The sequence below is a fragment of the Rhizobium sp. PEPV16 genome (genome assembly GCF_008919455.1).
Taxonomy (GTDB): domain Bacteria; phylum Pseudomonadota; class Alphaproteobacteria; order Rhizobiales; family Rhizobiaceae; genus Rhizobium; species Rhizobium leguminosarum_Q.
This window is the reverse complement of sequence record NZ_VSZV01000296.1, coordinates 1-20,832: the sequence shown is the minus strand read 5'-3', so window position 1 is coordinate 20,832 and position 20,832 is coordinate 1. Positions and strand designations below refer to the sequence as shown.

The 20,832-nt window shown below is 62.4% G+C and carries 21 protein-coding genes; 16 read left to right on the top strand and 5 right to left on the bottom strand.

Going from position 1 to position 20,832, the window contains the following annotated elements; translation table 11 throughout:
- Window positions 1–118: 118 nt before the first annotated feature.
- Window positions 119–1,147 carry a LacI family DNA-binding transcriptional regulator gene (locus tag FY112_RS14795; RefSeq protein ID WP_151518692.1) on the bottom strand — a complete coding sequence of 343 codons (1,029 nt, stop codon included), beginning with the start codon at window positions 1,145–1,147 and terminating at the stop codon, window positions 119–121.
- A 131-nt stretch (window positions 1,148–1,278) separates the two neighbouring features.
- On the opposite strand from FY112_RS14795, the gene FY112_RS14790 reads away from it, so the two are divergent.
- The 8 genes from FY112_RS14790 to nadC all read left to right on the top strand — a co-directional run bounded on the left by FY112_RS14790 (window position 1,279) and on the right by nadC (window position 9,291).
- Window positions 1,279–2,367 carry a fatty acid desaturase family protein gene (locus tag FY112_RS14790; protein ID WP_151518690.1) on the top strand — a complete coding sequence of 363 codons (1,089 nt, stop codon included), beginning with the start codon at window positions 1,279–1,281 and terminating at the stop codon, window positions 2,365–2,367.
- A gap of 21 nt (window positions 2,368–2,388) precedes the next feature.
- The gene (locus FY112_RS14785; protein ID WP_003548266.1) at window positions 2,389–2,703 is read left to right on the top strand and encodes a MocE family 2Fe-2S type ferredoxin; all 315 of its coding nucleotides are present in this window, start codon (window positions 2,389–2,391) and stop codon (window positions 2,701–2,703) included.
- Window positions 2,704–2,714: 11 nt separating this feature from the next.
- The gene (locus tag FY112_RS14780; RefSeq protein ID WP_151518688.1) at window positions 2,715–3,941 is read left to right on the top strand and encodes an FAD-dependent oxidoreductase; all 1,227 of its coding nucleotides are present in this window, start codon (window positions 2,715–2,717) and stop codon (window positions 3,939–3,941) included.
- Between the two features lie 26 nt (window positions 3,942–3,967).
- Window positions 3,968–4,783: a 3-methyl-2-oxobutanoate hydroxymethyltransferase gene (locus tag FY112_RS14775; RefSeq protein WP_181018222.1), complete on the top strand. Its 816-nt coding sequence runs from the start codon at window positions 3,968–3,970 to the stop codon at window positions 4,781–4,783.
- 29 nt (window positions 4,784–4,812) lie between these two features.
- Window positions 4,813–5,811, top strand: a complete 999-nt coding sequence (locus FY112_RS14770) for a hypothetical protein (RefSeq protein WP_017957759.1) — start codon at window positions 4,813–4,815, stop codon at window positions 5,809–5,811.
- 69 nt (window positions 5,812–5,880) lie between these two features.
- Window positions 5,881–6,852 (top strand): quinolinate synthase NadA, encoded by a 972-nt coding sequence (nadA, locus tag FY112_RS14765; RefSeq protein ID WP_151518687.1) that lies wholly within the window; start codon window positions 5,881–5,883, stop codon window positions 6,850–6,852.
- Window positions 6,849–8,390, top strand: a complete 1,542-nt coding sequence (locus FY112_RS14760; protein ID WP_151518686.1) for an L-aspartate oxidase — start codon at window positions 6,849–6,851, stop codon at window positions 8,388–8,390. Before nadA ends, FY112_RS14760 begins: the two co-directional genes overlap by 4 nt.
- The gene (nadC, locus tag FY112_RS14755; RefSeq protein ID WP_181018221.1) at window positions 8,368–9,291 is read left to right on the top strand and encodes a carboxylating nicotinate-nucleotide diphosphorylase; all 924 of its coding nucleotides are present in this window, start codon (window positions 8,368–8,370) and stop codon (window positions 9,289–9,291) included. The genes FY112_RS14760 and nadC overlap by 23 nt, the downstream gene beginning before the upstream one ends.
- 4 nt (window positions 9,292–9,295) lie before the next feature.
- On the opposite strand, the gene FY112_RS14750 is transcribed toward nadC, so the two are convergent.
- Window positions 9,296–9,646, bottom strand: a complete 351-nt coding sequence (locus tag FY112_RS14750) for a VOC family protein (RefSeq protein ID WP_246700677.1) — start codon at window positions 9,644–9,646, stop codon at window positions 9,296–9,298.
- 231 nt (window positions 9,647–9,877) lie between these two features.
- Here FY112_RS14750 and FY112_RS14745 point away from each other — a divergent pair, with 231 nt between their 5' ends.
- From FY112_RS14745 to FY112_RS14730, 5 genes are all read left to right on the top strand, one after another.
- On the top strand, window positions 9,878–11,869 hold the full coding sequence (locus FY112_RS14745) for a BTAD domain-containing putative transcriptional regulator (protein ID WP_172426374.1): 1,992 nt from the start codon (window positions 9,878–9,880) through the stop codon (window positions 11,867–11,869).
- A 106-nt stretch (window positions 11,870–11,975) separates the two neighbouring features.
- Window positions 11,976–12,119: a hypothetical protein gene (locus FY112_RS36745; RefSeq protein ID WP_165504093.1), complete on the top strand. Its 144-nt coding sequence runs from the start codon at window positions 11,976–11,978 to the stop codon at window positions 12,117–12,119.
- A gap of 13 nt (window positions 12,120–12,132) precedes the next feature.
- On the top strand, window positions 12,133–13,395 hold the full coding sequence (locus FY112_RS14740) for a YcaO-like family protein (RefSeq protein ID WP_151518682.1): 1,263 nt from the start codon (window positions 12,133–12,135) through the stop codon (window positions 13,393–13,395).
- A complete protein-coding gene (locus tag FY112_RS14735) occupies window positions 13,392–14,135 on the top strand; it encodes a TfuA-like protein (RefSeq protein WP_151518681.1) in 744 nt (247 codons plus the stop codon). Before FY112_RS14740 ends, FY112_RS14735 begins: the two co-directional genes overlap by 4 nt.
- A gap of 66 nt (window positions 14,136–14,201) precedes the next feature.
- On the top strand, window positions 14,202–14,468 hold the full coding sequence (locus tag FY112_RS14730) for a hypothetical protein (RefSeq protein WP_003548229.1): 267 nt from the start codon (window positions 14,202–14,204) through the stop codon (window positions 14,466–14,468).
- 100 nt (window positions 14,469–14,568) lie between these two features.
- Here FY112_RS14730 and FY112_RS14725 read toward each other — a convergent pair whose 3' ends face one another.
- The 3 genes from FY112_RS14725 to FY112_RS14715 all read right to left on the bottom strand — a co-directional run bounded on the left by FY112_RS14725 (window position 14,569) and on the right by FY112_RS14715 (window position 16,869).
- On the bottom strand, window positions 14,569–14,973 hold the full coding sequence (locus tag FY112_RS14725; RefSeq protein WP_025397650.1) for a helix-turn-helix transcriptional regulator: 405 nt from the start codon (window positions 14,971–14,973) through the stop codon (window positions 14,569–14,571).
- 202 nt (window positions 14,974–15,175) lie between these two features.
- Window positions 15,176–16,012, bottom strand: a complete 837-nt coding sequence (locus tag FY112_RS14720; RefSeq protein ID WP_151518680.1) for an amidohydrolase — start codon at window positions 16,010–16,012, stop codon at window positions 15,176–15,178.
- Between the two features lie 71 nt (window positions 16,013–16,083).
- On the bottom strand, window positions 16,084–16,869 hold the full coding sequence (locus FY112_RS14715; protein ID WP_151518678.1) for an IclR family transcriptional regulator: 786 nt from the start codon (window positions 16,867–16,869) through the stop codon (window positions 16,084–16,086).
- 440 nt (window positions 16,870–17,309) lie between these two features.
- Here FY112_RS14715 and FY112_RS14705 point away from each other — a divergent pair, with 440 nt between their 5' ends.
- The 3 genes from FY112_RS14705 to FY112_RS14695 all read left to right on the top strand — a co-directional run.
- A complete protein-coding gene (locus FY112_RS14705; protein ID WP_151518676.1) occupies window positions 17,310–18,044 on the top strand; it encodes an SDR family oxidoreductase in 735 nt (244 codons plus the stop codon).
- A 90-nt stretch (window positions 18,045–18,134) separates the two neighbouring features.
- Window positions 18,135–19,412 (top strand): L-fuconate dehydratase, encoded by a 1,278-nt coding sequence (locus tag FY112_RS14700; RefSeq protein ID WP_151518674.1) that lies wholly within the window; start codon window positions 18,135–18,137, stop codon window positions 19,410–19,412.
- A 223-nt stretch (window positions 19,413–19,635) separates the two neighbouring features.
- The coding region (locus tag FY112_RS14695) for a caspase domain-containing protein (RefSeq protein WP_181018220.1) at window positions 19,636–20,832 on the top strand (1,197 nt) is incomplete at its 3' end.

Here is a 20,832-nt window from a genome sequence, read left to right as displayed (position 1 = left end):
TCGTGAATGGGTCCCGCGAATCTCTATCGGAATTCGCGTTGCAATCCATCCGTCATCGCCGGCGCCCGCTTTCATCGCTGAGAGAATTTCGAACGGAATGATGGAATTCCATCAATGCTTAGATGTTCTCAGAAATATGGATATCGAAAGGCAGGAAGAGCTGCCCGGGAACAGCCGTTTCGCCGTTTTCGATGGCCCCCGTCATCAGCACCATCAACTCCTTGCAGAGGGCGGGCAGCGGGGTTCCGATCGCCATGGCGACGATATCGTCGGCAAGGCCGGCTTTGCTGTCGGGCGTCAGCTCGTTGACCACGAGAACGATCTTGCCGCCGACGCCTTCTTCGCGGAATGCCGAGATCGCCCCTTCCATGCCGCCGCCGCAGACATAGAGGCCAACGAGATCGGGATGTTTCTGTAGCAGCGTCAACGTCGCCTCATGAGTGATCTCGGCGGTCTCGAGATTGATCAGCGTGTCGACGACATCGAACTCCGGCGCATTCTCGCGAAAATAGGAGCGGAAGCCGATTTCTCTGAGCTCATGGCCGTGAAAGCGGTGGCTGCCGACGAAACAGGCGACCTTACCGGGCCTGCCTGCCGTGCGCGCAATCGTCCAGGCGGCGGTGCGCCCGACCTTGCGGTTGTTGACGCCGACATAGGCGTCGCGCACGCCCGTTGCGAGATCTGAGAGCAGCGAGAAGACGGGAATACCGCGCTCCTTCAATTCCTCGACCGCGGTCGTCACCGCCGGATAATCCGGACCGACGAGAGCAACGGCTTGGTTGCGGGCGCCGAGCGTCTTGATCTTTTCGACGATCGCAGCCGGCGTCGCGGCTGACGGAAAGTCGATCTGCGTCTGGATGCGCGCCGTCGTCAGCGCGCGCGCTGCGGTTTCGATCTCACGCACGAAGCTCTGATAGAAGGGCTGCATCGGCTTCTGCAGCAGGAAGGCGAGCTTGTATTGCGGCAGATCTTCGAAGACGCGCTGCTTGATCAGCCCGACAGCGTGATAGCCGATCGACTGCGCCGCATCATAGACCCGTCTCGCCGTTTCCTCGCGTACGCGGTGGCGAGCGTTGAGAACGCGGTCAACGGTGGCAACACTAACGCCGGAGGCGCGGGCGAGATCGGAGATGGTGGGACGGCGCATCGGCGTTCCTGATGGATTCAATCACGAATGCAAGTCATTCGTGATGGCTTTTGATAGATTATATCAAGCCTGCATTGAGCGCTTTCCAAAGTCAACCTATTCTCCCGGGGCAAGGGCAACGGGAGGCGGAAATGGCGACCCAGACAAAGAAGCGCGACTACGACCTGCTCGGCGAAAGCGGCCGCACCGCCGTCGAGACGGGGCTGGCGGCAGCCGAATGGTATCACACCGACATTGCGCGCAAGGAGATGAAGGCGTTGATGCAGCGCTCCGATGCGCCGCCGATCCGCGACACGATCATCTGGCTCGGCAGCATGGTGGTCCTTGCCGGGCTCGGCACTTATTTCTGGGGCTCGTGGATCGCGCTGCCCTTCTTCCTCGCCTATGGCGTGCTCTACGGCTCGGCCTCCGATAGCCGCTGGCACGAATGCGGCCATGGCACCGCCTTCAAGACGCGCTGGATGAACGATGTCGTCTATCAGATTGCCTGCTTCATGATCATGCGCAATCCGGTGACCTGGCGCTGGAGCCATGCCCGCCATCACACCGATACGGTGATCGTCGGCCGCGATCCCGAGATCGCCGTGATGCGGCCGCCTGATCTCTTCCGGCTGGTGCTTAATTTCTTCGGTATCCTCGACGCCTGGCATGCGATCGTCGACATGCTGCGCAATGCCTTCGGCGGCGTCAGCGCGGCGGAAAAGACTTTCATTCCGGAGATGGAGCAACCGAAGGCAATCCGCATCGCCCGCATCTGGCTGGCGATCTATCTGGCCACGATCGCAGCCGCGATCGCCATGGGTTCGATCCTGCCGCTGATCCTGATCGGCCTGCCGCGCCTCTATGGCGCCTGGCACCATGTGCTGACCGGTCTGCTGCAGCATGGCGGCCTTGCCGACAATGTGACCGACCATCGGCTGAACAGCCGCACGGTCTATATGAACCCCATCAGCCGCTTCATCTACTGGAACATGAACTACCACGTCGAACATCACATGTTTCCGATGGTGCCCTACCACGCGCTGCCCAAGCTGCACGCGATGATCAAGCACGACCTGCCGGCGCCGAACCCGTCGATCTGGTCCGGCTATCGCGAGATGATCCCGGCCTTCCTGCGCCAGTTGCGCAACGAGGATTATTTCCTGAAGCGCGAACTGCCGGCCACCGCGCGGCCCTATCGCGAGGAATTCCACAACGAGCTGGCTCCGGCCGCGCAATAAAGACAATCGAGGGAGGACAAGATGAGCGGAAATTGGATCCAGGTCTGCGACAAGGATGAGATCGACGAGGAGGATGTCATCCGCTTCGATCACGACGGGCGCACCTTCGCGGTCTATCGCAGCCCGGACGACGAATTCTTCGCGACCGACGGGCTCTGCACACATGAACATATCCACCTCGCCGACGGGCTTGTCATGGATGAGATCATCGAATGTCCAAAGCATAATGGCCGCTTCAACTACAAGACGGGCGAAGCCAAGGGCGCGCCGGTCTGCGTCAATCTCAAGACCTATCCTGTCAAGATCGAAGACGGCGCCGTCTTCATCTCGCTCTGAGGGAGGCCGGCATGGCTCACTACGTCATCCTGGGAGCGGGCGAATGCGGTGCGCGCGCCGCCTTCGCCTTGCGGGAAAAGGGCTTTGCCGGCGAGATAACGCTGGTTGGCGCCGAGCCGCTTCCGCCCTATGAACGGCCGCCGCTTTCGAAGGCCGGCTCCACCGATGCAAGCGATCCGAAATTCATCGCCGCGGCGGAAAAATATATCGAAAACGGCATCCGGCTGCTGACCGGCCTCGAGGCAAGGGATCTCGACACCGCATCCAGGACCGTCACGCTTTCGGACGGTACCGTGCTTTCCTACGACAAGCTTCTGCTTGCGACGGGTGCCGCCGCGCGGTCGTTCCCCGGCGCGCCGCAGGGCAGCCCGCATATTCGCGCGCTGAGGACACATCACGATGCGGCGGTGCTGCGCGAAGCAATGAAGCCCGGACAGCATATCGCCATTATCGGCGGCGGGTTCATCGGACTGGAACTTGCGGCAACGGCGCGGCTGCGTGGCGCCGACGTCACCGTCATCGAGGGGCTGGAACGCGTGCTGAAGCGTGGCGTGCCGGAGGAGATCGCCCATCTGCTCACCGAGCGCCACCGAGCCGAGGGCGTCAATGTCCGCTGCGGCGTCTCCATCGAGGCGCTGACTACGGAAAACGGAAAAGCCCTAATCCGATTGCCGACCGGCGAGGTGATCGAATCCGATCTCGTCCTCGTCGGCATCGGTGCACGGCCGAATATCGAGATCGCCGAAAGGGCAGGCCTCGCAATCGACAATGGCATTGCCGTCGACACCTATCTCCAGACCTCCGCAGCTGATGTCTTTGCGGCCGGCGACTGCTGCTCCTTTCCGCTGCCGATCTATGGCGGCCGGCAGGTGCGGCTCGAATCCTGGCGAAATGCCCAGGAGCAGGGCACATTGGCCGCGGCCAACATGCTCGGCCTCAACCAAGCCGTTTCATCAGTGCCATGGTTCTGGTCGGACCAATACGACTTGACGCTGCAGATATCAGGCCTCGCCGAAGGCGCTGCCACGCATCAGCGCCGTGAACTCGGTGCAGGCGCCTTCATTCTCTTCCATCTCGACGCCGACGGACGATTAATCGCCGCAAGCGGCATCGGGCCGGGCAATGCGGTGGCGCGCGACATCAGGCTCGCCGAAATGCTGATCGCAGCGCGCGCCCATCCGAACCCGGCGGCACTCGCAGCCAGCGACATCAAGCTGAAATCCCTGCTGGCCGCCTGAGCTCTCCGATATTTTCAAAGGAATTGATGATGAAGAAACATAAACGCGCAACCGTCGCCGATCTGCTTTCGGAAAAAGGCAAGCGCCAGCTCACAATGCTGCGCGTCACCTCGCTGGAGGAGGCGGACGCCGCCGAAAAAGCGGGGATTGACATCGTCTCCGTGCCGCCCTCGCTGCTAGGGCCGGTCTTTCGTGAGATCGCCCCCACTCCCTTTGCCATTCCGGGGCTCGAATATGGCGATCATGTCTCGGCCGAGGACTATCTGCGTGCGGCCTTCGCGGCGCTAAAGGCGGGCGGCGACGCGGTCTATTGCGCCGCAAGTCTGCAGACGATCCGCCGCATGCGCGATGAAGGCATCCCGGTCTGTGGCCATCTCGGTCTGATCCCTTCGAAGGCGACCTGGACGGGCGGCTTTCGCGCCGTCGGCAAGACGGCGGCGAGTGCGGCCGAAATCTGGCGGCAAACCAAGGCGCTGGAAGAGGCCGGCGCCTTCGCCGCCGAAATCGAAGTCGTGCCGGGAGATGTGGCTGCCGCGATCAGCAGCAACACCTCGATGCTGATGATCTCCATGGGAGCAGGCAGCGGCTGCGACGCTCAGTATCTCTTCGCCGACGACGTGCTCGGCGCCAATCGCGACCACTATCCCCGTCACGCCAAGATCTATCGCGACTTTGCCGCCGAACACGATCGGCTGCAGCGCGAGCGCATCGCCGCCTTTACGGAATTTGCCGAAGATGTCAGGACCGGCGCCTATCCGGAAAAGCGCCATCTCGTCGGTATCGACGTCGCGGAACTGGAAATCTTCCTGCAGCGGCTGAAAAGCGACACGGGCAATAGCTGAGGGCAAACGCGTTCTATTGCCTCGATGATGTGGGAAGCGCCGCAAAGGCGCTTCCTCTCCATTGGCTTCCGTCCCGGCCTGTGTCAGGAATTATCCGTTCGATTCATTCGGAACGGAGTATTCGGTCCCCCGTGACGATCGGCTTTGCGCATGCGGAATTGATTGCGGTGCTCGTCGCGGTGACGGGAGACGAGCCGCGCGTGATGACCATCCGCTCCGGCAACGCGCTGCCGTCAGGCCCTTTCGAAATGGGGCATCGCACCCTGCAATCGGGCCTGCGCGAATGGGTGCAGGAGCAGACAGAACATCCCGTCGGCTATCTCGAACAGCTCTATACCTTCGCCGACCGCGACCGGAACAACGACATCCCAGGCGGACGGACGATCTCGATCAGCTATCTCGGCCTCGTCAACGAGCAGTCGGGCGCCGGCCGGCCGGGATGGCACGGCTGGTACGAATATTTCCCCTGGGAAGACCATCGACAGGGCCGGCCAGCCGTGCTTGACGAGATCATGGCGCGCCTGAGGAACTGGGCCGATGCCGATCCGGCAAGGCGTGACCATCGCCATCGCCGGGCGGATTTCACCTTCGGCCTCGACGGCGGCGGCTGGAACGAGGATCTAGCCCTGCAGCGCTACGAACTGCTTTACGAAGCACGGCTCGTCTCGGAAGCCGGATGCGGGGCGGAGGCCAATCTCGGCCGGGCAATGTTTGCCGATCATCGCCGTATTCTCGCGACCGGAATCGCCCGGCTGCGCGCCAAGATCAAATACCGCCCCGTCGTCTTCGAGCTGATGCCGGAGAGTTTTACCCTGTTGAGGCTCCAGCGCACCATCGAAGCCTTGGCGGGGCTGACGCTGCACAAGCAGAATTTCCGCCGCCTCATCGAACAGCAGGAACTGGTCGAGGAAACCGGCGGCACCGAAAGCGAAACCGGCGGCCGGCCGGCCAAGCTTTTCCGCTTTCGCCACACCGTGCTCGAAGAACGGGCGCTGGCAGGAACGAAATTACCGCTCTCCCGCAATTGACATATGCTCACCGTGAGAATATCTCTTTGCCTATGATATGCTCAAAGAGAGCATAATTAGGAGCCGGTCATGAATTACCCTGTTTCCGCATCCTCGCTCTACGAGCGCGTCAGCCGTGTCATTCCCAAAGCCGAATGGATGACGTTCGAAAACGACGTCGACGCGATCCTCGAACTCAAGCGCCGCCGCAACGCCGTCATTCTCGCGCACAACTATCAGACACCGGAGATCTTCCACGGCGTGGCCGATATTGTCGGCGACAGCTTGGCGCTCGCCCGCAAGGCGATCGAGGTCGATGCCGATGTCATCGTGCTTGCCGGCGTGCATTTCATGGCCGAGACCGCCAAGCTGCTGAACCCCGGGAAAACCGTGCTGATTCCGGATCTCGGCGCCGGCTGTTCGCTGGCGGATTCGATCACGCCCGAGGATATCGCCCTGCTGCGCCAGGCCCACCCCGGCGTGCCCATCGTCACCTATGTCAATACCTCGGCCGCGGTGAAGGCTGCCTCCGATATCTGCTGCACCTCGGGCAATGCCAAGCAGGTGGTCGAGTCGCTCGGCGTGCCGAAGGTGCTGATGATCCCGGACGAATATCTGGCGCGCAATGTCGCCCGCGAGACTGATGTCGAGATCATCGCCTGGCATGGCCATTGCGAGGTGCACGAACTCTTCACCGCCGAGGACGTGCGCCAGCTGCGCGAAAACCATCCCGGCGTAACCGTGCTCGCCCATCCTGAATGCCCGCCCGAGGTGGTGGCCGAAGCCGATTTCGCCGGCTCCACCGCTGTCATGTCGGATTATGTCGGCAGGCAGAAACCGGCGCGCGTCGTGCTACTTACCGAATGCTCGATGAGCGACAATGTCGCTGTGCACCATCCCGATGTCGAATTCATTCGCCCCTGCAATCTCTGCCCGCATATGAAGCGGATCACGCTGGCCAATATCCGCGCGGCACTCGAGGAAAACCGCCACGAGGTCACCATCGATCCTGCAATTGCGGTGGCCGCGCGCCGCGCCGTCGAGAGGATGCTGGCGATATGACCGAAATTCTCGAGCAGCTATCAGGACGCACCGTGATCGTCGGCAGCGGGCTCGCGGGATTGATGACCGCGCTGACACTGGCGCCTGAACCTTCCGTGATCGTTACTCGCGCGGCCCTAGGCGCGGAGACGTCGAGCGCCTGGGCGCAGGGCGGCATCGCCGCCAGCATGGGCGCCGACGACAGTGCGGCGCTGCATCTTGCCGATACGCTTGCCGCCGGTGACGGGCTCTGCGATCCGGCCATTGCCGCCGGCATCATTGCCGAGGCACCGGCGGCGATCGCGGCGCTGGAGCAAGCCGGTGTGCGGTTCGACCGTAATACCGCGGGAGACCTCTCGCTCGGGCTGGAGGCGGCCCATAATCGCCGCCGTATCGTCCATGCCGAAGGCGACGGCTCGGGTGCGGCGATCATCGCCGCGCTGATCGAGGCGGTGATGAAAACGCCAGCTATATCAGTGCTCGAAGGCTTCGAGGCGCGGCGGATTCTGATGGACGGCGAGCAGGTCGCCGGCCTGCTTTGCGCGACCGCGAATGGCGCCGCCATTCTGCCGACATCGAAGGTGGTGCTCGCCACCGGCGGCATTGGCGGGCTTTACGACGCGACCACCAATCCGATGGGCAATTTCGGCCAGGGGATCGCGCTTGCGGCAAGGGCCGGTGCCGCGCTCGCCGATATGGAATTCGTCCAGTTCCATCCGACCGCACTCGATTCACGCCGCAGGCCGCTCGCGCTCATCAGCGAGGCGGTGCGCGGGGAGGGGGCTTTGCTCGTCAATGAGCGGGGCGAACGGTTCATGGCCCGCATATCAGGCGCCGAACTTGCACCGCGCGACGTGGTGGCGCGGGCGATCAGCGCGGAAATTGCCCGTGGCGGACGGGTCTTTCTCGATGCCCGGGATGCTCTCGGCAGCAGCTTTGCTGCACGCTTTCCTGCCATTTCCGCCCTTTGCGGCGAGGCCGGCATCGATCCGGCGAAGGACCTCATTCCGGTGCGCCCGGCCGTTCACTATCACATGGGCGGCGTGGCCACGGAGGCAAACGGCCGCAGCTCGGTTCCCGGTCTCTGGGTCGCGGGAGAGGCGGCCTCGACCGGCCTGCACGGCGCAAACCGGCTCGCCAGCAATTCACTGCTGGAGGCGGCGGTGATGGGTATGCGGGCAGCGCGCGACATATCAGGCGCCCCCGCAAGTGCCGCCGGCACCATCTTCCTCGAGAGGCTGCCGGCGCCGGCCGATGCGTCATTCGTGCGGCCGATCGTCTCGCGCCATCTCGGCGTGCTGCGCAATGCCGGCGCCATTCATGGCGCGATCGCCGCACTGCTGCCGCTTGCCGAAGGCAACGGCCCTGCCGCCGATCCGGCTATCGTGGCGCTGCTGATCGCCGTCTTTGCCAGCCTGCGGATGGAATCGCGCGGCGCCCATGCCCGCACCGATTTTCCGCTGAAGCTCGCCAACGCCAACCGGCGCCAGATGCACCTTTCCCAAGCGCTGGAGATCGCCCGCGCGACGCCGCCCTATGCCCTTGCAAGGAGTGCCTGAGATGAGCCTTGTTCCTCTTCCGCGCCTGATCGTCGAGCCGCTGGTGCGGGCTGCCCTTCTCGAAGATCTGGGTCTTGCCGGTGACATCACCTCGGCCTCCGTCATCCCTCACGATCACCGTTCGACGGTGGTGATGGCGGCGCGTCAGCCGGGCGTGATCGCCGGTCTCGATGCCGCCGAACTCGCTTTCTCTCTCGTCGATCCCGAGATCGTCTTGCGCCGCCATCTTCAGGATGGCGACGCGGTCAAGCCTGGCGACGTGATCGCCACCATCGAAGGCCCGTCGCGCGGCCTGCTGAGCGCCGAGCGCACCGCGCTGAATTTCCTCGGTCACCTCTCTGGCATCGCCACAGTGACGGCAGGGATCGCCGCCGCCATTCGCGGCACCAAGGCATCAGTTGCCTGCACGCGCAAGACGACGCCGGGGCTGAGGGCGCTGGAGAAATATGCGGTGCGGGCCGGTGGCGGCATGAACCACCGTTTCGCGCTTTATGACGCGGTGCTGATCAAGGATAATCATGTCGCCATCGCCGGTGGGGTCACTGAAGCGATCCGCCGGGCGCGGGCAGGCGTCGGCCATATGGTGAAGATCGAGGTCGAAGTGGACACCCTCGATCAGCTGCGTGAAGCGATGGAGACCGGCGTCGACGCCGTTCTGCTCGACAATATGACGCCGGATCAGCTGCGCGAAGCCGTCGCCATCGTCGCCGGCCGGGCCATCACCGAGGCATCCGGCCGGGTCACGCCGATAACGGCTGCCGCAATCGCTACTTCCGGTGTCGACCTCATTTCCGTCGGCTGGCTGACACACAGCGCCCCGGTGCTGGATATCGGGCTCGACTTCGTCGGGGCCGCGACCGCAACGGAGGTCAGCCCGAGAAGGATTGCACAGGTGCTGTGACCCCTCAGGCCCGCTTCGGCTGGACTTCCTTGTCGCTGTCGAATTCCAGCAGTTCGATCATGACGCCGAGATCGGGCACCGTGTCGTAATAGGCATAGCGCCCGTGGCCGCCATCGAATTCGCCACGCTGGAGCAGGCGATGGCCCTTGTCTTCCAGATAGCGGTTTCGCTCAGTGAGGTTCTTCGTCTTGAAGGCGATGTGGTGGCAGCCGGGACCCTTCTCCTCCAGCAGCTCGCGCCAAGTGCTCTTTTCCGGGCCGGGCTGCAGGAATTCGACATCGATATTGCCGGACGTGAACCAGCATGACAATCGGGACGACTGGTGCCGCTTTGCCCAGCGTTCGATCGAGCCCATCAAGGTGCTCGGACTGTAACGCGATCACGATCGGACCCATCAGCCGGCGATGAAGGGCTGCCAATAACCTGCCGCCACAGAAGGCAACCCGCAGCCTGTCGAAAGTGTTGGCGAAGCATTTCCTCCCCGTGTGGCGCGAGAATATGCAAATATTCGATGAAAATTCTTCTTTTTAAAGCAAAGCCGCTATGCGCCGGGCTCTTATGGCTCTAACATGTTTTTGATTGGCCGGTGCGCTTGCGCGCCTTGGCTTTCAGGGGTGAGAACCGAGATGCAACGGACATCCGGCAGATGCTGACGAACAGGCTATGCCTGCTCGGAAGACCGAGATTGCTGGCGGCGGGGAAGGAACTCCCCTTGCCGGAGAAGTCTTATTTTCTCCTCGCCATGCTCGCCGCCGAACCCAATTTCGAACTCGACCGCGAAACCGTCAGGCGGCAGCTCTGGCAATCGGAGCTGCCGGAAAAGCGGGCTGGCAGCCTGCGCCAGCTGCTGGCACGCATCGAACAGAGCATTCCCGCCGGCCTTCCACCGCTGCTTGCCGCGACCCGAACCCATATCGGCCTTGCCGATCGCTGGGAGGTCGACGTTCATATCCTGAAACAGAAAGGGCCGCTCGCGCCCGAAGACGGCGACCTGCTGAACGGCGAATTGCTCGAAGGCGTCAAATCGCCGACGCAGGGCGCCGAGGACTGGCTGACCTTTGAGCGCCAGCGTGTCGACGAGTTGCGCTCCGCCCATCTCGCCCGGTTGGTCGAGACATCGGAAGACAGATCGGATGAAGATCAGGTCATGCTTGCCAGGCGCCTGTTGGAACTCGACTCTGCCAGTGAGACGGCCTATCGCGCCTTGATGCGCACCTATGTCAGGATGAACGATCCGGCAGCGGCGCGTCAGGCCTATCTGAAGTGTAAGAGCCAGCTGAAAGACGACTTCGACACCGAGCCGGAAGAAAGCACCACCGCTCTTGCCCGCGAACTGAACCTGGTGCCGGCAGCACAGGCGACGTCGGGACATCCTCAGTCGGCGCCTAACCTTTCCGTCGGACCGCTTGGTCAGCCGCGCATCATCATCCTGCCGCCGGAAAGCATCTTCACCGATCCGCTGATGGAGCGCGTCGGCAGGGCCCTTCTCGAAGACGTCACCATCGGCCTCAGCCAGCAGCGCGGCTTCAAGGTGATCGCGGCGCATACGAGCCTGGAAATCCTCAGCCGTTCGATCGATCCGTCGCGTGCCGTGCCCGGTCCGCTCGACCTCAGCTTCGACTATGCGGTCTACGTCACCATCCAGGGCCGCGACGAGGATGTCTACGCGACCTGCCGGCTGACGCGGACGACGACTTCGGAGGTGATCTGGGCCATCGAACTGCCGCTGGTCATGCAGAAGATCAGCGAATCCTTCGCGCATCTGACGCGGCGGATCGTCTCCTCGCTTGCCGACACGATCGAGCGCCACGAACTCGCGATACCGATCGGCGAGGCGCCGCCGTCCGCCTACCGTCTCTACCTGGAAGGCAAGCGGCTGATTGCCCAGACAGACCTGCAGCATCTGCGCCAGGCGCGCAAATGGTTCAAATCCTCGCTCAATCGTTATGAACATTTCTCCGCCGCCCATGCCGGCATGTCACGCGCGCTCGGCATGGAATGGCTGATCCGCGGCATGCGGGACAAGGAACTGCTCGACGAGGCGAACGGTGCTGCCCGGCAGGCGCAGCAGTCCGACCCGAACAGCGGCCGGGCCTATCGCGAGCTCGGCTTCGTGGCGCTTTATCGGCGCCGCTTCGACGAAAGCCTGGAATATTTTCAGCAAGCCCAGGATCTCAATCCCAACGATGCCGACATCCTGGCCGACTATGCCGATGCGCTTTCCCATGATGGCGATTTCGATCGAGCGCTGGAGCTCAGCCGCGCTGCCTTCAAACTCAATCCGCTGCCGCCGGACTACTACTACTGGAACCTCGGCGGCATCCACTTCATGCGCGAAGAGTATGAAATGGCGATCGAGGCGCTGGAACCGGTGAAGACGAAGCAGGCGACGGCCCGCCTGCTCGCCGCCTCGCATGCCATGGCAGGCGACACCGGCAAGGCCAGGAACTACGCCAGGATGGTGCTGGAAAACTTCCCCGATTTCCGCAGTGAGGACATCCGCCATTTCGTCCCCGATCGCGATCCCGCCTATACGGAACCGCTGATACAGGGCCTGCAACTTGCCGGTCTTCCCTGATTGCACGGCCTTTTAACGAAGCCTGTAACGCTTAAATGACGCAGGCAATGTTTCTTTCCGATGGTTAACGGCAGCAAGGCGCTGCCTGACCAATCGGAGATGAAACATGAAGACGAATGCTGACACCACTGCAGCTCAGACACAGTCACTGCGCTTCTCTGCAGCCGCCAGAGCGGCCCTGAAGCAGGACGAACTCAACGTTTCCGCCAATGCGCTCGAGAGCCTGACGCATGCGCTGAGGTTCCGCTAAGGTACAGATCGGTATGTCCGCTTTCACCGACCTTGAAACGCTTGCCGGTGACCTTAAACGATCATCGGCCGGTGTCAGCGATTATCATGACCGCGCGGTCCCGCCGGCTCAGACCCTCGCAGCCATCAGGCCGCATCTGCGCGAATTCGGCATTACGCGCGTCGGTCTGCTGACCGCGCTCGACGTTCTGAACATCCCCGTCGCCTTCGCAACGAGGCCGAACAGTCATACGCTGTCGGTTTTTCAGGGCAAGGGTATCGACAACGATGCCGCCATGGCCTCGGCGGCGATGGAGGCGGTCGAGACGCGGATCGCCGAAATTACCCCCGCCGACCTGACGCAGGCGACGGTCGAGAGTATGCGGGCGGAGCGTGCCGCGATGATCGATCTCGACAATGTCGCACGCTGCGCGCCCGACGAAATCGGCAGCAGCCCCATTCCGTGGTGCTCCGGCCTCGACATTCTTTCCGGCAGTAGCGTCTTCGTGCCCTGGTGGCTCATCGGTCTCGACCATCGCGGCGACAGGCCGCCGGGCTTCGAGCAGTCGAGCGATGGGCTTGCCTCCGGCAACACGCCGTCCGAAGCAGTCCTGCATGGGCTTTGCGAGCTGGTGGAGCGCGACGCCTGGGCCTTGACCCAGCTGAAATCGCCCGAGCGCCTGAAGGAGAGCCGCATCGACCCCGCCTCCTTCGGCGATGCGGTCATCGACGTCATGACCGACCGGATCACCCGCGCCGGCATGAAACTGCTGCTGCTCGACATGACGACGGATATCGACGTTCCCGCTTTTCTGGCCGTCATCATGCCAGGCAACCTTTCCGACCGTGTCGACGCGCGCTGGTCGCATGTCTGCGGTGGCTGCGGCTGCCACCCCGATCCCGTGCGCGCCGCGCTGCGCGCCATCACCGAAGCGGCGCAGAGCCGGCTGACCGCGATTGCCGGCAGCCGCGACGATTTCTCGCCGCGCATCTATCAGCGGCTCGACAGGAGTGCGGCGATGCAGCAGGTGGTCGAACTCTGCGAGGGCAGCGGCCGGATGCGCTCGTTCCAGGCCCGCGATCGCCGCCCGGCGACGATCCAGGACACCATCGGCCATATTGCCGACCGGCTGGCAGCGACCGGCATCGAGCAGATCGTCGTCGTGCCGTTTTCGCATCGAGCCCTGCCGATCTCGGTCGTCAGGGTGATCGTGCCGGGACTGGAGGTCGATATTTCAGGCCAATACATCCAGCTCGGCCTGCGGGCGGTCAACACCATGAGAGGAGCCGAATCATGAAGGTGCTGTTCGTCGGCCCAAGCCTTGGCAGCGATCTTGCCGCGGCAAGAGCCATGTCTCCCCGCATCGATTTCCGGCCGCCCGCCGCCGCCGGCGACATCCTGAAAGCCGTTCAGGACGGCGCCACCGCGATCGGCCTGGTCGACGGCTATTTCGGCGATCTGCCTTCGGTCTGGCACAAGGAAATCCTGTACGCACTCGAACACGATGTCGCCGTTGCCGGCGGCGCCAGCATGGGCGCGTTGCGGGCAGCCGAATGCGCGCCCTTCGGCATGGTCGGGCTCGGCTCGATCTTCGAAGATTATGAGTCCGGGCGGCTGCTCGACGATGAGGCCGTCGCGCTGGTGCATGCGCCGCAGGAGCTCGGCTGGCTGCCGCTTTCCGTACCCTGGGTCGATTTCGAACCGACCGTCGATGCGCTTTACGCCAACGGCGAAATCTCGCCCGGCGAACGCAAGAAGCTGCTGCTGGCCGGCCGTTTCCTGCATTTCTCCGAGCGCACCTATGCGAAGGTGGCCGACGAGTGCCATTTCCGCAAGCCGCGCCGCGACCACATCCTCGCCGCCATCCGCGGGAACCGCGTCGAGCGCAAGCGCGGCGACGCGTTACTGGTGCTGGAATGGCTGCGCCGGGACAAATTCCGCCCTGTCAACCGTGACTGGCGCTTTGCCGCGACCTCGCACTGGGAACTCCTGCACGCCGAAGTCACGCGCAATGCGGTTCCTGTAACGCTTGAATAACGGTCGCGGCGGAAGATGCAGTAATGATGGAATCGTAGGGTTCCACGACCAAAGAGGGCGGGAACGATGTTTGAACAACACCACGAAGGTACCGGCAGCGAATACGCAAGGATCTTCCGGCTGCTGTCGGCAGCCAAGGAGGAGGCTGAAAAGCTTCAGCTGCGCAATTTGATGCACCTGACGAACATGGCGCTGCTGCAGGTCGTCATCGATTGGGACGGCATAGATCCCGACAGGGAGCTTGACGTCAATCTCGAAAAGCTGGTTGGCAGCAAAGCCAAGATCGCAATGAAGGATGCCAGCGAGAATCTAATCCTGATCGATCGCCATTGATCTCGATCGATTGCTATTGATCTCGATCGATCGCCATTGATCCGATCGATCCTGATTGACCCTCATTCGGTCCGTTTGGAGCGCGTGAAGGACAACCGGCCTATTCGGCCGCTTCGGTATCCAACTGTCCGGTGTTGGCAATCGCCTGGACGAGCTTCAGGATCTTCTTGCGAAGCGCCTCGTTCTTGATCGAAAAGAACGCCGCATTAAGAAGCACGCCTTCGCGCGAAATAACGAATTCCTCGCTCGGGGCGGCGTTGTCGTTGGCCGTATCAGGGGTCGACAGGTCGTCAAAAAACGTCCTGACATCCACCTTCAGCGCGCCGGCGATTTCGACCAGCATACTGGCGGAAACGCGGTTGGAACCCTTTTCGTATTTCTGGATCTGCTGGAACGTTACGCCCACACGATCGCCCAGTTCCGTTTGAGAAACTTTCCTCAATAGACGCTGGATGCGGATCGTCTTTCCGACGTGAACGTCGACGGAATGCGGTTCTTCTTTCATCTCATTTCCCTTCTGAAGGCAGCGGACAAGGGGTTATTCGCCATATCCGTGTCAACAACTTTTAGCCGAGATAAATAAGGCTAGCAATTGCTTGCATGTAGATAGAGTTAAACTCGAAAATCGGTCCCTTTTTGTCCCGGAATGGTACAAAAAACATGCCGAAATGGCACGCCCAGGAGACCGGTCGCTTTATTTTGTGACGTCAGAGCGACCAGAGGCGCTGTGCATTGGCGAAAAGCAGCTTCGAGCGCTCTGTCTCGCTCACGCCGGAAAGCATGGAGTAGGTCGCCGCAACCCAGGTAGAGAGGCCGCCACCGAGCGTGCAGACGGGCCAGTCGCTGCCCCAGACGACGCGGTCCCAGCCGAAACCTGCGATCACATGTTCGATGTAGGGCTGCAGCGTTTGCGCCGTCCATGTCTTGGCATCGGCATAGGCGACCACGCCGGAGACCTTGCAGACGACGTTCGGCCGCCGGGCAATCTCTGATATACCGGCCTTCCAGGGCTCAAAGGCATCCGAGCGGATGTCCGGCACGCCGCAATGGTCGAGCACGAACTGCACATCAGGCGCAAGATCGACGAGGGCGGTCACACGGTCCGCCTGATGCGGCAACGTGCAAAGGTCGAAGGTAAGGCCGCTGCCGCTGATGCGCCTGATGTTTTCGCGGAACAGGGCGCCTTCGGAGACATCATCGGGCACGACATGGAGCACGCGGCGGAACCCCTTGACGAAGGGATCGGCCTTTTGCCGCTCGAGATAGGCGGCGAAGCCTTGCTCTTCCGGCCGGCAGGAAACGATGGCGCCGGCAATCAGACTGCCTTCCTTTTTGGCGAGGCTAGCGACGTGATCGGTCTCTGCCTGTATAGCGGCAGGATCGACGTCGACCTCCATATGCAGCACCGTGGTGATGCCGCAGCGCCGGGCCTCCGTCGCATAGGCCTCGTAGAGGAAATCATGATCGAGATCAGGCGCGCCCGAGAGCCAGGGATAGGGCAGCGCCGACCGATCGATGAGATGCAGATGGGTGTCGATGAACACGCTCTTCCTCCCAGAATGGTGCCTTAAAACTATCCCTGGTGAATGGATTGTTCAAATAGAAATTCCAGCCGTCAGGCGGGGGTGGCAACATCGGCGCCGGCCAGCAGCGAAAGCTGGGCCGCCGCCTTCTGCACCAGCGTGATCGCCTGGGTGATATCGGGAGCCGACGGCGCGTTGACGAGCGCGATGAAGGGGCAGGTGAGGGCGGCGATGCAGCGGCGGTCCGGGCCGAGAACGGGAGCCGAAAGATTGTAGACGCCTGAAGTCTGGGCGCTCGCCATCATCTCGTAGCCGCGCTCGCGGATCTGGTCGAGACGATCGTAGAATTCTGGCCCGAGTTCGACGTCCGCGCGACTGCGCACGTGTTCCGATATCATCATCTCCCGCTCCTCCTCGCTGCGGAAGGCGAGCAGCACGTGCCCCGACCCGGTGTCGAAGAGGCTGATATGGGCGCCGATGCGGATCGAAAAACCCCAATAGTCCGGCGCCTCCTGCTGGGCGATGACGACGGCAGCACCCCGGTCGAAGACAGCAAGATGATTGGCCTGACGCGTGCGCTGGGCAAGATCGCGCATCAGCGGCGTGGCGTAAGAGGCGAGCCGGCGCACCGGCGCGTGCAACTGCGCAAGGCCGAAGAGTTTCAGCGTCAGCGAGTAGCGGTCGCCATCCAGCCGGGTGACGTAACCACGGCGCACTAAGCGATCGAGCATGCGGTAGAATTCGTTGGGGCTGCGGTCGAGCCGTTTGGCGATTTCGGCCTGGGTGAGACCGCTGTCGACGCCGGCGAGCAGCTCCAGGATATCGAGGCCCTTGTCGAGGGCAGGAGCGCGGTAGCGGTCGGACTCGTCGGTCTCCATTCCTTCCCCCTGTGAATATCACTCTGCATATACGCAGAACCGCATCCGGAAAAGGAAAACTTCGCGCTTGACCCTTGGCCAATCGTCTGTTTGTCTATAAACAGACAAATCATTGCGGAAGAACGGCCGGAGATAGAGAGGAAGACCATGCAACGCATGGGGATGGTCATCGGCCCTGCAGCCGACGAAGTCAGCGTTCGCGTGCAGCCGACGACAGGATCCGACGCTGGTCTGCCTTTGCAACAGTGGCAACTCCTCCATTTAAGACAGAGAGCCGCGCGCATCTTGCCAGAACCCGGTCGAAACGCGCAAAGAGGGCGAATAGCGGACGATGATGGACAAGGCATTCCATCACGACCGAGCTTCGCCAAGACATCAACCGCACTCCATCGTCCAGCGTAGACATTCCAGAAAAGGCCCGTGATATGACAACCCCCGATTTGACAAGCAGACTTTCCGGCAAGACCGTTCTCATCACCGCCGCCGGTCAGGGCATCGGCCGGGCGACGGCGGCAGCCTTTGCCGCGATCGGCGCCAAGGTTCACGCGACTGATATCAACACCGAGGCGCTGGCGACGCTTGCAGCCGAAACCGGCGTTTTCACCCATCAGTTGAACGTGCTCGAAGAGGATGCGGTCAAGGCCCTTGTCGCCGAGATCGGCGCTGTCGACGTGCTGTTCAACTGCGCCGGCTTCGTCCATGCCGGCTCGATCCTCGAGATGACGGATTCCGATCTCGAATTCGCCTTCGACCTCAACGTCAAGGCGATAATCCGCACCATCCGGGCCGTGCTGCCGGGCATGATCGAGCGCAAGGACGGAGCGATCATCAACATGGCCTCCGTCGCCTCCAGCATCAAGGGCGTGCCGAACCGCTTCGCCTACGGCGTCACCAAGGCGGCGGTGATCGGGCTCACCAAAGCCGTTGCCGCCGATTACGTCGGCCAAGGCATCCGCTGCAACGCTATCTGCCCCGGCACAGTGGAAAGCCCGTCGCTGCAGGACCGCATGCGCGCGCAGGGCAATTACGACGCAGCGCGCGCCGCCTTCATCGCCCGCCAGCCGATGGGCCGGCTGGGTTCGCCGGAAGAGATCGCCGATCTCGCCGTCTATCTCGCCGGCGCGACCTACACGTCGGGCCAGGCGATCGCCATCGACGGCGGCTGGACGATCTGATTTCAGCGGATGCGGCCGGCCCGGCAGTCTTGCCCGCCGGCCACTGCAATCGGCTCTTTATAATCGGCCCATATAATCGGGAGAAACACCATGACCCGCATCACCGACCTTCGTGTCTTCGATCTCCGTTTTCCCACGTCGCAAAGCCTGGATGGATCCGATGCGATGAACCCCGATCCGGATTATTCGGCGGCCTACGTCATTCTCGATACGGATGCGCCTGATCTTGCCGGCCACGGTCTGACCTTCACCATCGGCCGCGGCAACGACATTTGCTGCATGGCGATCGAAGCGATGCGCCACCTCGTCGTCGGCGCCGACCTCACGGAAGTTCTCGCCCATCCCGGCGCCTTCTGGCGGCATCTGACGAGCGACAGCCAGTTGCGCTGGATCGGCCCCGAAAAAGGCGCCATTCACCTGGCGACCGGCGCCGTCGTCAACGCCGTCTGGGATCTGCTCGCCAAACAGGCCGGCAAGCCCGTCTGGCGGCTCGTCGCCGAAATGTCGCCGGAAGAAATCGCCGATATCGTCGACTACCGCTATCTCACCGACGTGCTCACCCGTGACGAAGCGATCGAGATCCTCAAGCGCGCCGAGGCGGGCAAGGCAGAACGCATCGCCATCCTCGAAAAGGAAGGTTACGCCTGCTACACGACCTCGGCCGGCTGGTTGGGTTACGAAGACGAGAAATTGCGCCGCCTCTGCCAGGAGGCGATCGATGCCGGCTTCAACCACATCAAGATGAAGGTCGGCCGCGACCTGGAAGACGATATCCGCCGCCTCAGGATCGCCCGCGAGGTGATCGGCCCCGACCGCTACCTGATGATTGATGCCAACCAGGTCTGGGACGTCAGCCAGGCGATCGACTGGGTGAAGGCGCTTTCCTTCGCCAAGCCCTTCTTCATCGAGGAACCCACAAGCCCCGACGATGTCGCCGGCCACCGCAAGATCCGCCAGGCGATCGGCCCGGTGAAGGTCGCGACCGGCGAGATGTGCCAGAACCGCATCATGTTCAAGCAGTTCATCGCCGAGGGCGCGATCGACATCGTGCAGATCGATTCCTGCCGCATGGGCGGGCTGAACGAGGTCCTCTCCGTGCTGCTGATTGCCGCCAAGTTCGACCTGCCGGTCTGGCCGCATGCGGGCGGCGTCGGCCTTTGCGAATATGTGCAGCATCTGTCGATGATCGATTACATCGCGGTGTCGGGCACCAAAGAAGGCCGCGTCATCGAATATGTCGATCACCTGCACGAACACTTCCTCGACCCCTGCCGGATCGAGAACGCCGCCTACATGCCGCCCACCCTGCCGGGCTTCTCCATCGAGATGAAACCGGCCTCGATCAGCAACTATACGTTTCGAGGTTAAGGAAACTTCGCCGGCCGCATGTTGAATTCCTGATCTCGACAGTCTTTCCTGCCGCCGATGGCCTTCCAATCTGACGGGACTGCTCCAATTCACTTGGAGGTGGCGAAGCTTGCTTTTTAGAGCGCCGAGGAATAGTTTTGAAATGTGAATGCGGAGGGGGCCCAGCACCAGCAGGCCGGCAAATTTTATTGAACTTAGACAATAGAATGTTTGCGATCGAGCCATGCCCAAGTTTCACTACGTCAAGAGACTTTGCGCTTATCTGCTGATCATCGCAGCAATGCTGCTATCGACCGGCACGGTACATGCAGCCGTCACCGAGGAGAGCGGACGCCGCGTCGCCCTCGTCATCGGCAACTCGGTCTATAAGACGCTGCCCTCGCTGCCCAATCCAGCCAATGATGTCGAAGAGGTTGCAAACACCTTGCGCGCGGCCGGTTTCGACGTGACGATCGGCGTCAACGTCGACCGCATCGGGCTCGAAGATACGGTGCGCCGCTTCCTGCGTTCGACCAGCAATGCCGAGGCCGGCCTCATCTATTATTCGGGCCACGGCATCCAGGTGGGCGGCCAGAATTTCATCGTGCCGGTCGATGCGACGCTGGAGACGCCCTATGACGTCGAGACGCAGACCATGCCGCTCGACCTCATCCTGAACCATCTCAAGCAGAATTCGCGGGTGCAGCTGATCTTCCTCGACGCCTGCCGCAACAATCCCTTCAATGCCCAGAAATTCTGGATGGCGGAAAAACTGGAACCGGTCGGCGCCACACGCGGACTTGCACGCATCGACAGCGATCTCGGCAGCCTGATCGCCTTTTCCACCGAACCCGGCCAGGTGGCGCTCGATGGTGCCGGGGCGCTCAGCCCATATTCCGAATCCTTCATCAAGCGCGCCAGCGAGCCCAACAAGGAAATCCGCCAGGTCCTGACCGATGTGCGCCGCGACGTGATCGCCATGACCGGCGGCAAGCAGGTTCCCTGGGAAAACTCCTCGCTGATGGACAGCTTCTATTTCATCCCGGCGCCGCCACCGCCGAGCGTCGAATCAATGCAGCAGGTGAGCGTGCCGGAGGGTGCGGCCACGACCAGATTGCCGATCGCCCCACCGCATGACGAGACCGGCTCGGCGCTGCTCGTCACCCTCAACCAGCTTCCCAGGACCGGCAAGCTCAGCTTCGACGGCAAGCCGGTCGAGCAGGGCGCGAAGATGCCAGCCGCGGCACTGACGGCGCTGACCTATGACTCATCAGGTGTTGCCGCCGGAACCGTCGGCCTGATCGGCTATACCGTGAGCGACCCTTACGGTCAGGCGACGCAAGGTGTCATCGCGATCACCGTCTCGGCGGACGCCGGCGCCAAGCTCGCCCAACTCGAACAGCAAAAGCAGGTGCGGTTGACCGATGCCGACGCCTATCTG

What these genes read in the sequence shown, in the direction of transcription:
- FY112_RS14775 (WP_181018222.1), top strand. Translation starts at nt 3,968, where the DNA reads ATGATGAAGAAACATAAACGCGCAACCGTCGCCGATCTGCTTTCGGAA.
- FY112_RS14740 (WP_151518682.1), top strand. Translation starts at nt 12,133, where the DNA reads ATGTCCGCTTTCACCGACCTTGAAACGCTTGCCGGTGACCTTAAACGA.
- FY112_RS14725 (WP_025397650.1), bottom strand. Translation starts at nt 14,973, where the DNA reads ATGAAAGAAGAACCGCATTCCGTCGACGTTCACGTCGGAAAGACGATC.
- FY112_RS14785 (WP_003548266.1), top strand. Translation starts at nt 2,389, where the DNA reads ATGAGCGGAAATTGGATCCAGGTCTGCGACAAGGATGAGATCGACGAG.
- FY112_RS14700 (WP_151518674.1), top strand. Translation starts at nt 18,135, where the DNA reads ATGACCCGCATCACCGACCTTCGTGTCTTCGATCTCCGTTTTCCCACG.
- FY112_RS14760 (WP_151518686.1), top strand. Translation starts at nt 6,849, where the DNA reads ATGACCGAAATTCTCGAGCAGCTATCAGGACGCACCGTGATCGTCGGC.
- FY112_RS14780 (WP_151518688.1), top strand. Translation starts at nt 2,715, where the DNA reads ATGGCTCACTACGTCATCCTGGGAGCGGGCGAATGCGGTGCGCGCGCC.
- FY112_RS14715 (WP_151518678.1), bottom strand. Translation starts at nt 16,869, where the DNA reads ATGGAGACCGACGAGTCCGACCGCTACCGCGCTCCTGCCCTCGACAAG.
- FY112_RS14730 (WP_003548229.1), top strand. Translation starts at nt 14,202, where the DNA reads ATGTTTGAACAACACCACGAAGGTACCGGCAGCGAATACGCAAGGATC.
- nadC (WP_181018221.1), top strand. Translation starts at nt 8,368, where the DNA reads ATGCCCTTGCAAGGAGTGCCTGAGATGAGCCTTGTTCCTCTTCCGCGC.
- nadA (WP_151518687.1), top strand. Translation starts at nt 5,881, where the DNA reads ATGAATTACCCTGTTTCCGCATCCTCGCTCTACGAGCGCGTCAGCCGT.
- FY112_RS14735 (WP_151518681.1), top strand. Translation starts at nt 13,392, where the DNA reads ATGAAGGTGCTGTTCGTCGGCCCAAGCCTTGGCAGCGATCTTGCCGCG.
- FY112_RS14750 (WP_246700677.1), bottom strand. Translation starts at nt 9,646, where the DNA reads ATGGGCTCGATCGAACGCTGGGCAAAGCGGCACCAGTCGTCCCGATTG.
- FY112_RS14790 (WP_151518690.1), top strand. Translation starts at nt 1,279, where the DNA reads ATGGCGACCCAGACAAAGAAGCGCGACTACGACCTGCTCGGCGAAAGC.
- FY112_RS36745 (WP_165504093.1), top strand. Translation starts at nt 11,976, where the DNA reads ATGAAGACGAATGCTGACACCACTGCAGCTCAGACACAGTCACTGCGC.
- FY112_RS14795 (WP_151518692.1), bottom strand. Translation starts at nt 1,147, where the DNA reads ATGCGCCGTCCCACCATCTCCGATCTCGCCCGCGCCTCCGGCGTTAGT.